This is a genomic window from Anaerococcus tetradius, assembly GCF_947087635.1.
Taxonomy (GTDB): domain Bacteria; phylum Bacillota; class Clostridia; order Tissierellales; family Peptoniphilaceae; genus Anaerococcus; species Anaerococcus tetradius.
Genome location: NZ_CAMUDP010000006.1, coordinates 61,849 through 72,882 on the forward strand (window position 1 = coordinate 61,849; position 11,034 = coordinate 72,882).

Annotated in this window: 9 protein-coding genes; all 9 read left to right on the top strand. The window is 36.5% G+C overall.

Annotated features, from left to right (window positions below; genetic code table 11):
• Positions 1-155: 155 nt before the first annotated feature.
• The 9 genes from P6936_RS03240 to yihA all read left to right on the top strand — a co-directional run bounded on the left by P6936_RS03240 (position 156) and on the right by yihA (position 10,760).
• Positions 156-1,253: a thermonuclease family protein gene (locus tag P6936_RS03240; protein WP_276880838.1), complete on the top strand. Its 1,098-nt coding sequence runs from the start codon at positions 156-158 to the stop codon at positions 1,251-1,253.
• A gap of 196 nt (positions 1,254-1,449) precedes the next feature.
• Positions 1,450-2,283, top strand: a complete 834-nt coding sequence (cdaA, locus tag P6936_RS03245; RefSeq protein ID WP_276880839.1) for a diadenylate cyclase CdaA — start codon at positions 1,450-1,452, stop codon at positions 2,281-2,283.
• Positions 2,267-3,205: a CdaR family protein gene (locus P6936_RS03250; RefSeq protein ID WP_004837015.1), complete on the top strand. Its 939-nt coding sequence runs from the start codon at positions 2,267-2,269 to the stop codon at positions 3,203-3,205. The genes cdaA and P6936_RS03250 overlap by 17 nt, the downstream gene beginning before the upstream one ends.
• Complete coding sequence (locus P6936_RS03255) at positions 3,202-4,557, top strand: CCA tRNA nucleotidyltransferase (RefSeq protein ID WP_276880841.1); 1,356 nt, start codon at positions 3,202-3,204, stop codon at positions 4,555-4,557. The genes P6936_RS03250 and P6936_RS03255 overlap by 4 nt, the downstream gene beginning before the upstream one ends.
• A gap of 38 nt (positions 4,558-4,595) precedes the next feature.
• Positions 4,596-5,960 carry a trigger factor gene (tig, locus tag P6936_RS03260; RefSeq protein ID WP_276864785.1) on the top strand — a complete coding sequence of 455 codons (1,365 nt, stop codon included), beginning with the start codon at positions 4,596-4,598 and terminating at the stop codon, positions 5,958-5,960.
• A gap of 25 nt (positions 5,961-5,985) precedes the next feature.
• Positions 5,986-6,579 (top strand): ATP-dependent Clp endopeptidase proteolytic subunit ClpP, encoded by a 594-nt coding sequence (clpP, locus tag P6936_RS03265; RefSeq protein ID WP_004837018.1) that lies wholly within the window; start codon positions 5,986-5,988, stop codon positions 6,577-6,579.
• A gap of 6 nt (positions 6,580-6,585) precedes the next feature.
• Positions 6,586-7,800, top strand: coding sequence for an ATP-dependent Clp protease ATP-binding subunit ClpX (gene clpX / locus P6936_RS03270; RefSeq protein WP_004837019.1), 1,215 nt, complete (start codon positions 6,586-6,588; stop codon positions 7,798-7,800).
• Positions 7,801-7,845: 45 nt separating this feature from the next.
• Complete coding sequence (lon, locus tag P6936_RS03275) at positions 7,846-10,176, top strand: endopeptidase La (protein ID WP_276880842.1); 2,331 nt, start codon at positions 7,846-7,848, stop codon at positions 10,174-10,176.
• The gene (gene yihA / locus P6936_RS03280; RefSeq protein ID WP_060929153.1) at positions 10,173-10,760 is read left to right on the top strand and encodes a ribosome biogenesis GTP-binding protein YihA/YsxC; all 588 of its coding nucleotides are present in this window, start codon (positions 10,173-10,175) and stop codon (positions 10,758-10,760) included. The genes lon and yihA overlap by 4 nt, the downstream gene beginning before the upstream one ends.
• Positions 10,761-11,034: the final 274 nt, after the last annotated feature.

Below are 11,034 nucleotides of genomic sequence, written 5' to 3' on the forward strand. Positions count from 1 at the left end.
CTTGGGATATTTTTGATTTTAAATAAGTTTTTAAAATTTATCTTGATCTAAGCTAATATATTTTATGAGGGTAAAATAAGTCTATGTAAGGATTTTTGCTTGTAGTTTTTCTAGTATTAGAAAAGCTTTGATAAATGTTTGTGGAGTTTTAAAATATGAGTTATAAAAAAATCTTACTGAGCCTACTTTTTTCCTTGCTACTTATAGCTGGTATTAAAGATGGGGAAATAGAAAGCTTTGGGTCTGTCGAGGCAGCGTCTGTTAAGGATCATAGAGAAATTAGCAAGAAGGAAAAGCTTAGGCAAACTAATAATAATCAAAAAAAGCTCGAAGAAGCTTTGTCAAAGCTTCGATCCAAGGCCATAGAAGAGCTTGGCGGGCTTAAATTTTTGGATGGAAAAAGCCTCATAGCCTATACTTCGGCTATATATTCTAAAAAAGACCCCAAGGAGATTGAAAATATAATTGGCCAAGCAAAAAAGGCTAATGATAAATCGAGGAAAGAAAAGGAAGATGCCTTTATGATAGATCTTCATTATCAAAAGGCGAAAGTAGTAAAAATAGTTGATGGAGATACCCTAGTGGTCGATTTGAAGGGAAAGGATTATAAGCTTAGGATGATTGGAATTGATACACCTGAAACCAAGCACCCCTACAAAGACGTGGAATTTTTTGGCTTAGAAGCATCTCGATTTACTAAAGAAAATCTAGACATTGTAGAAGTCTATCTAGAAAAGGACGTATCAGAGATTGACGGATACCAAAGACTTTTAAGATATGTATGGCTAAAGCTACCAAAAGATCCAGAAAATCCAAGCTATGAGGAAATAAAAAATCAAAGCTTTAATGGCATCCTCCTAAAAGAAGGCTACGCCAAGGCTTCAACCTTTCCTCCAGATGTTAAATATAGCGAATATTTTTATAAGATAGAAAAAGAAGCGAGAGATGAATCTAGGGGTTTGTGGAATGAAGGGCTAAGAAAGGCTTTTGAAGATGAAAAATTAATTGGAAGCGATAAATTAGGGACTGGAAAGAAAAAAGGCAAATGGCTTCAGACTGCTAAGAAAATAACTAGGGGCAATAGAACTTATCTAGCAGATACGACCGACGGGCCAATAAAAGCTAACAAGAAATCTGGCAAGTACCATGTTAGGGGGCAGAAGGGTTACAATAAGATATCTGTTGATAATGTCGAGTGGTTCGATTCAGAAGAAGAAGCAGAAAAAGCTGGCTATGTTAAGGCCAAAAGATAATCTTAATTAAAAGAGAGGGATTTACATTAAATCTTACTCTTTTTTAATAATCATAAGTTATGTAGGCAATTTTATTGAGTTAATCTTAGTTAGTTAAGCTTTATTAGATTAGAACTTGATGGGATAAAAAGTATAAAAATCCTCCTTCTTCCTACAAAAAAACTTCCAAAACAGTACATTAATAAAAGGAGGAAGTATGAATTTTTTGGAAAATATTATTACATCTTTGATGTTAATTCGAGTTACAGATATTATTGATATCGCAATTATAGCCTATGTTATTTATAAACTTTTTTCACTTTTAAGAAATACTAGGGCTGAACAAGTTCTAAAAGGACTTATTTTTGTACTTATCTTTGCTTCTATTGCTGACTTATTAAATTTGAATACAGTTTCCTGGGTAATGAATCAGTTCTTAACTGTAGCCCTCGTCTTTATCATAGTTGTCTTTCAACCTGAGCTTAGAAGTGCTCTAGAAAGGCTTGGTAGGGGCAGGAGTCTTTTTTCAAATGATAAAATTCAAAGAGATGAGAGAAGTATAAATGAGTTGGTTTCAGCTATGAGTTCTCTTTCTAGGCAAAAAATAGGCGCCCTAGTTGTCCTCGAGCGTGAGGTAGGACTTGCTGATATTATAGAAAGTGGAACTAAGCTTGATGCTGATATTTCAAGCGAGCTATTGATTAATATTTTTATCCCAAACACCCCCCTTCACGATGGGGCAGTAATTATTAGGAAAAATACCATTGCGGCAGCAGCCTGTTACTTGCCTTTGTCATCTTCTAACACAATCTCCAAGGAGCTTGGTACAAGACATAGGGCAGCTATTGGAATTTCTGAAAAAAGCGATTGCCTAGTTGTTATCGTTTCAGAAGAAACTGGAAATATTTCTGTTGCAGAGAATGGAAAAATGAACAGATATTTTGATGAAGAGTCTCTAAGAATCAGACTAAAAAATGACCTAGTAAATAATGAAACAATTGCTAGTGCCATCAAGCAAAAGAAGGGAGAGGCTAATGAAAAAGAAAAATGATACTCAACTTATCATCCTATCAGTCCTTCTAGCTATTGTAATGTGGGCTTTTGTTATCACATCTACCAATCCTTCTGTTAGCAGGACTTTCAGAAATGTACCTATACTAGTAGAACATAAGGATGAGCTTGAAGCCAAGGGCTATACTATAATAGGTCTTGATGAAGTCGGAAATGTCAATATCAGAGTTGAAGGTTCTAGAAGCAAGATTATAGGAATAAAGCAACATGATATCCAAGCGAGCATAGATGTCCTAAATGTCAAAGAAGGGATTCAATCAGTTGATGTAAAGGTAGATGCTCCAAGTGGGGTAAATATTTCTCTAATAGATCCAAATGATATAAATATAAATGTCCAAAAGATAGTAGAAAAAACAATTCCAGTTAACCTAGTCATAAAAGATAGTCTAAAAGATGGGAAGTCTGTAGAAGTCAACGAACAATCCTTAAAGGAAATAAAGGTAAGAGGACCTGCCTCTGAGATTAATAAAATAGATAGGGTAGATGCTATAATTGATGATGCCAACTATCTTGACGGAAAGATGCACAATCTAGCCATACATGTCTTGGATAAGGCGGGTAAGGAAGTTAATAATGTTGATAAATCAGCTGATGATATCAATGTATCCTTTACAGTAGCAGAAACAAAGTCAGTAAAAATTAGACTAAATACTTATGGAGAAGTTGCTGATGGCTACGAGATTAAAAATGCTATGGTTTCTCCATCTGATTGCGTTCTAAAGGGCAATGGACAAGTTCTTAAAGAGATTGATGAAGTTACAACCTTCCCTGTCAATGTATCAAATCTAAAGTCAAACAAAACAGGGGAAGTAAGGCTAAATTTAGCCGAAGGAGTAACCCTTTATGATGGTTCTAATCCAGTCAACTACAAGATTGAAGTAAACAAAAAAGACAGACAATGATAAGGCTAAAGACAAAAATACCCTACGAGAAAATTATAAATAGGCTAAAGGAAAATGGCTTTGAGGCCTATCCAGTAGGAGGCTGTGTTAGGGATAGCCTCCTAGATTTGGAAATATCAGATGTAGATATAACAAGCAATGCAAGACCTGAAGAAATAGAAAAAGTCTTTAGCTCATCAAAGCTAATAGACATAGGCAAAAAATTTGGCACTATAAAGATTATAGACTTTGGATATGAATTTGAAGTAACGACCTTTAGGGCTGAAAGTGCTTATAGGGATCGTAGGCATCCTGAAAAAATTAGCTTTGCTGATAATATATATGATGATTTAAAAAGACGAGATTTTACCATAAATGCCATGGCCTTTGATAGAGGAGAGCTTATAGATCCCTTTGGTGGAAGGCTTGATTTAGAGAAGAAAATAATTAGGGCGGTAGGAGATGCCAAAGAAAGAATCGACGAAGACCTCCTTAGGTCTATGAGAGCAGTAAGATTTGCTAGTCGCCTTGGCTTTACCATCGAAGAATCCTTAATGCAAGCTATTAGAGCTAAGGCTTCTGAGATAAATCTTATATCTAAGGAGAGGATAGGAGAAGAGCTTTCCAAAATATTGATTTCTGATAGACCTTCTTATGGTATTAGGCTATTGGATGTGGCTGGTATTCTTTCAGAAATCCTTCCAGAGCTTTACAAAACTAAGGGCTTTGACCAACATTCAAGCTACCATCAGTATGATGTTTATGAGCACAGTCTCCATGTCCTAGCCAATACCAGCAAGGACTTAGTAACTCGCTTTGCTGCCCTCTACCATGATGTCGGCAAAATCGACACTTTCTTTCTTGATGAAAGAGGCGAGGGAAGATTTTTCGGCCATCAAAAGCTTTCAGATCAGATGCTAAAAAAGAGATTAAGGGCTTTAAAGTTTTCCAATAAATTCATAGAAGATGCATCTATGCTTGTAGCCCGCCACATGGATTGCTCAAATTCCTATAGCAAAAAATCTATAAGGAAGTTACTTAGAAGGATGGGAGAAGTAAATCTTAGGAGGCTATTTGACTTACAAAGGGCAGATATTAGAGCGACAAATCATCCAGATACAAGTAATATCGACCTGGGAGAAGAACTTCTCTGTGAAGTTTTAGCTGATGACTTACCAAAAAAAAGGTCAGATTTAGCTATTAACGGCTCTGATCTTCTAGCTTTGGACTATCCTCAAGGCAAAATTATAGGAGAGCTTCTTTCAAAGATTGAAGAAGAAATATTAGAAGAAAAATTAAAAAATGAAAAGTCAGCCATCGTGGAATTTTTAACTAGAATGGGTAAAAATCTTGATAGCTTGACATATAAGTAGTATATTATTTCAATGAGTAAGAACACCAGGAGGAAAAAATGACAGAATTAAAATCACACGAAAATAATATAGCAAAATTTGAATTTGATGTGCCATATGACGAATTTAAGAAGGCGACAGATACTGTATATAAGAGAAACAAATCTAGATATAGGGTAGATGGCTTTAGACCAGGCCACGTTTCTAGAAAAGTTCTAGAAAAAATGTATGGTCCAGAAATCTTCTATGATGAAGCAATCAAGCTTGTATTCCCAGAACCATACGAAAAAGCAGTAGAAGAACTTGCTCTAGAAGTAATCGACCAACCATCAGTAGACCTAGACGATATCGAAGTTGGTAAGGACATTACTTTCAAGGTAGAAGTTGAAACTAAACCACACCCAGTTCTTGGAGATTATTCAAAACTTATAGTTGAAGAAGTTCCAGTAGAAGTAACTGACGAAGATATAGAAGCTGAACTTAAAAAACAACAAGAAGAAAATGCCAGACTAATCCCAGTAGAAGATGGTAAGGCTGAAATGGGAGATACAGTAAATATCGACTTTGACGGCTTCCTAGAGGGAGAAAGATTTGAAGGTGGAAAGGCTGAAAATTACGACCTAGTTCTTGGATCAAATACCTTTATCAAGGGCTTCGAAGACCAAGTTGTAGGACACCTTGCTGGAGATAAGTTTGATGTCAATGTAACTTTCCCAGAAGATTACCAAGCCAAAGAATTCCAAGGAAAAGATGCGAAATTCGAAGTTGAAATTAATTCTATCACAAGAAAAGAACTTCCAAAACTAGATGATGAATTTGCAAAAGACATTTCAGAATTCGATACACTTGAAGAATTGAAAAATAGCCTAAAGGAAAAACTTGTAAAGGAAAAAGAAGAAAGAGCTAAAAGCATCATCCAAAATCAAGCTGTTGAAGCCTTAGTTAAAAAATCAGAAGTTAGCGCACCAAATGGTCTAGTAAACTCTGAAATTGACTTCGAACTACAAAATCTTGACCAAAGACTTCAACAAATGGGTATAAGCCTTGCTCAATATGTTGAAATGACAAAAATGGATATCAACCAAATCCGTGAACAATATAGGGCTCAAGCAGAAGCTAGAGTTAAGGCAAACCTAGTAATTGATGAAGTTGCTCTTAAAGAGAACATAGAAGTTACAGATGAAGAAAAAGAAGCTGAAATCAACGAAGCAGCAGAAAACTATGGAGTAGAAGATAAAGAGAAATTCAAAGAACTCTTTGCTAAAAACGTATCTGACAAGACTCTAGAAGAAAATATCAAGAGAAGAAAAGCTGTTGAACTTCTAGCATCTAAGGCAGAAGCACTTCCTCACGAAGAGTACCACAAGGCAGTTGGAGATGACCACGATCACGACCACGATCATGAGGAAGGCGAAGAAAAATAAGCTCCATATTAGATAAGGAGAAATAATGATTGCTAAAAATTATTTAGTACCAACAGTTGTAGAACAAACCAATAGGGGCGAGAGAGCCTATGATATATATTCAAGACTTCTAAAGGATAGGATAATCTTCCTATCTGGAGAAGTTCGTGATGAAATAAGCGATATAATAATAGCTCAACTACTCTTTCTCGAAAGCGAAGATCCAGATAAGGATATCCAATTTTATATAAACTCTCCAGGTGGAGTTGTAACAAGTGGTCTTGCCATATATGACACTATGAACTATATAAAACCAGATGTATCAACTATCTGTATTGGTCAAGCTGCATCAATGGCAGCAGTCCTTTTATCATCAGGAGCAAAGGGCAAGAGATATTCCCTACCTAGCTCAAATATTATGATTCACCAACCTTCTGGTGGGGCCCAAGGCCAAGCAAGCGACATTGTTATACAAGCTGAACAAATAATTAAGATAAAAGAAAAACTCAACAAAATTCTATCCGACAATACTGGTCAAAGCCTAAAGAAGATAGAAAAAGACACCGATAGGGATTTCGCAATGACTGCCGAAGAAGCGTTAAAATACGGTCTTATCGATAAAGTAATTGAAAGTAAGTAGGGTTAAATGTCTGATTACGAACAAAAAGATGTAAGATGTTCTTTTTGTGGTAAGGATAGCTCACAAGTAAAAAGAATAATAGCTGGTCCTAATGCTTATATATGCAATGAGTGTGTCGACTTGTGCAAGGAGATCATCTCCCAAGAAACAGATTCCCAAGGCTCTTTTAGTGGAGATGTTGAACTATCAACACCAAAAGAGATTAAGGAATTTCTCGACTCCTATGTTATAGGTCAAGACGATGCCAAAAAGACCCTCTCTGTTGCAGTATATAACCACTACAAAAGAATTAATAGTAATGAAGAAGACTCAGAAATAGAGCTTCAAAAATCGAATATCCTTATGCTAGGCCCAACTGGTTCAGGTAAAACCCTACTAGCTCAAACCCTTGCTCGTAAGCTTAATGTTCCATTCGCAATAGCAGATGCTACAAGCCTAACTGAGGCAGGATATGTGGGTGAAGATGTTGAAAATATCATCTTAAAGCTCGTTCAAGCAGCAGACTATGACATAGAGCTTGCTGAACGTGGTATAATCTATGTAGATGAGATAGATAAGATTACAAGAAAGAGTGAGAATCCTTCTATAACTCGTGATGTATCGGGTGAAGGAGTCCAACAAGCCCTCCTAAAGCTAATAGAAGGTACTGAAGCCAATGTTCCTCCACAAGGTGGCAGAAAACATCCTAGCCAAGAGTATATCCAAGTAGATACAACAAATATCCTCTTTATCTTAGGTGGGGCCTTTGATGGAATTGAAGATATAATCAACAGAAGATTGTCAGAAAAGACAATTGGTTTTGGGGCAAGTGTTAGCAAGAATGCCAAGGCAAGCTTAAAGGAAGTTAATACAGAAGACCTCCTTAAATATGGCCTAATACCAGAATTTATTGGTAGGGTTCCTATTATTGTCAGCCTTGATGCCCTAGAGATTGATTCTCTAGTACAAATCCTAAAAGAGCCAAAGAACTCCTTTGTAAAACAATATCAAAAGCTCTTCGAGCTTGATGGAGTGAAGCTTACATTTGAAGATGATGCCCTCTATCAAATTGCAAAGAAGGCCTTTGATCAAAAAACTGGAGCTAGGGGACTTAGAACTATTATGGAAAATCTCCTCCTAGATCTTATGTTTGAGATACCATCAATTGATGATTTGGAAGAAGTAATTGTCACAAAAGAATCTGTAGATGACAAGGAAAAATTAGTTTATAAGAAAAGATAAAGGGGATGGGTGATAGAACTCACCCCTTTTATAGCGAGGTAAAACATGACAGATGTTTATGAAATAAGTGAAAATAAATATCCACTAATTCCCTTGAGGGGCTACTGGCCAATGCCAACTACCTTCCTTAGTTTCGATTGCAAAAGAAGTATATCGGTAAAGGCTGTCGAAGATGCAAGGCTTAGAAATACTAGTCTATTTTTGGTTAATCAAAAGGACGTATTCGAAGATAATCCAAAAATGGAAGACTTGTATGAGTATGGGATAATAGCTACAATCAAAGAAACCTTTGACCTTCCTAATGGAGTAAGTAGGATTTTTGTAAACCCTATTGGAGTTGGTAGACTAAAGGATGTTGAAGTTTCAGAAGGCTTTCTCAAAGGAGAAATTGAAGAATATAAGTATCTAGAAGACTTAGAAAAAGAGGATATGAATCTTCTTTCCTTAAAGAAAATCCTTATAGATGACTTTAAGGAATATATCAACCTAGAAAATACCGGCCTAGATGAAATAGCCTATAGCCTAATAGAAATCGACAACTTCCACAGGCTAGTCGATGTTATAAGCTTTCATCTAGAACTTGCTCCAAAAGAATACTATCAAATCCTTTCAACCCTCGATACAGAAAAGAGGATGCTAGTCCTCCATGAGATATTGAGAAAAGAAATTAGTCTTAAAAGACTCTCCCAAGATATAGAAAAAAAGGTTCAAGATTCAATCAACAAGAGCCAAAAAGACTATTATCTTAGAGAAAAAATGGAAGTCCTAAAAAAGGAAATCAACGAAAATAGTGGGGAAGCCAAGTCCGAAGCCGACTATTATAGGAAAAAGATAAAAAATATTAAACTAGATAAGGAAAGCAAGAAATCTCTAGAAAAAGACATAGAAAGAATCGACTCTATTCCAGAGATGAGTCCTGACTACGGAGTTCTATCTGCCTATCTAGACTTTGTAGTTTCCCTACCATGGAATAAGAAAACTAAGGATGTAATCGACATAAAAAGGGCTGAGAAAATCCTTGACGAAGACCACTATGGCCTTAGAGATGTCAAAGAGAGAATAGTCGAATCAATTGCAGTTAGACAAAAAAACAAAAATTCCAAAGGCTCAGTAATCTGCCTAGTTGGCCCTCCGGGAGTTGGTAAAACTTCCATAGCCAAGTCCATAGCCCGTGCTCTCGATAGAAAATTTGTATCCATGCGTTTGGGTGGAGTAACTGATGAGTCCGAAATAAGAGGCCACAGGAGAACCTATGTTGGAGCTATGGCAGGTAGGGTTCTTGCAAATATTGATAGAATTAATGTCAAAAACCCAGTCTTCTTGTTAGATGAGATAGACAAACTAGGATCTGACTTTAGGGGGGATCCTTCAAGTGCCCTCCTAGAAGTTCTAGACCCTGAACAAAATGATAAGTTCATAGATAGGTACTTGGACATACCTTTCGACCTATCAGATGTATTTTTCATCACAACTGCTAATGATGCAAATGAGATTCCAGATGCCCTCTACGATAGGCTCGAAGTAATTGAATTATCAGGCTATACCATGGGTGAGAAAGAATCCATAGCCAAGAAATATCTAATAAAAAAAGAAATGGCAAATAACGGACTAAATTCCGAAGAAATTCAAATCTCAGATGCTGTAATAGAAAAAATCATCAAATCCTACACCAGAGAAGCTGGAGTAAGGGAGCTTGAAAGACTAATTGCCAAGATTTGTAGACGTGCAGTCAAAGAAATCCTAACAGGCAAGGATAAGGTTCGTGTAAGCATGACCAACTACAGCAAGTATCTCGGTAGGGAGAGGTTCTTCGATGATGCAATCGAAAAAGAAAATCAAGTAGGCCTTGTAAATGGACTAGCTTGGACTTCTGTTGGAGGATGCATGCTATCAGTTGAAGCAAATGTAATGGATGGTAAGGGCAATGTCGAAATGACAGGATCTCTGGGAGATGTCATGAAAGAATCTGGCCAAGTTGCCATGGCTTATATTAGGTCAAACGCAAGTAAGCTCGGTATCCGTGGGAAATTTCATGAAAATAAGGACATCCACGTCCACTTCCCTGAAGGAGCGACACCAAAAGACGGCCCATCTGCTGGTATAACTATGACGACTGCTATGGTATCAGCCCTTACAGGCAAAAAAGTTAGAAGTGATATAGCCATGACAGGAGAAGTTACAATCAGAGGAAACGTCCTTCCGATAGGAGGACTAAAAGAAAAAGCCCTAGCAGCTTATTCTTATGGTATAAAAAATGTAATCATTCCTAAGGAAAACCAAAGAGATACCGAAGATATACCAAAAGAAATAAGGGATAAGATTAACTTCATAACAGTTTCCAACGTAGCAGAAGTAATAGATAAGGCCTTGATATGAAATTTACATCAATAGAATTAGAACAAGTAGCAGGCTTTAAGAAACAATGGCCGGGGGAAGACCTCCCAGAAATCGCCCTAGTAGGAAGAAGTAATGTAGGTAAGTCTTCCTTTATAAATTCCTTTTTAGGAAGGAAGAAATTAGCCAAGACTTCATCCAAACCAGGCAAGACTAGGACAATTAACTTCTATAGGATAAATGACAAATTCCGCCTAGTAGACCTACCGGGCTATGGTTACGCCAAAGTAAGCAAGGCAGAAAAAGATAAGTGGGATAAGCTAATAAATGAATATCTCCATCAAAGAGAAAGCCTTAGGGAAGTCTTTCTCATAGTAGACATAAGACACGAGCCAACTACCCTCGACTGTCAAATGTATAAATGGATAAGAGAAAGTGGCTTTACAGGTTTTGTCATAGCTACCAAATTTGATAAAATCAAAAAAAGTCAGATACAAAAAAACATCAAGGCGATTATGAAAAAACTAGAAATTGACGATGAAGGCCTGATATTCGCCTACTCATCCGAGACCAAACACAACAAGGACGTCCTAGAAGAACAAGTTGATGTGATAGTCAAGGCTTAAAATAAGGAAAATAAATAAGTAAAAGAAAAAATTAACCCTAAGCCAATAAGAATTTTGGATGAGAGAATCCATCCAATATGGGGACCTTAATAATTACTTCCTTTACTAATAGCAAAAAAAGTAGATGCATAAACAAAGCATCTACTTTTTTTGCCAAAAATCGGAAAAAGACTTTGCCATTTACAAATCATAAAGATAATAAGTGTATTATGTACATTGATAAGTCCCCCTAAAGGAGGTATAATATTTAATATTTAAAAGTTTATTTGGCTTT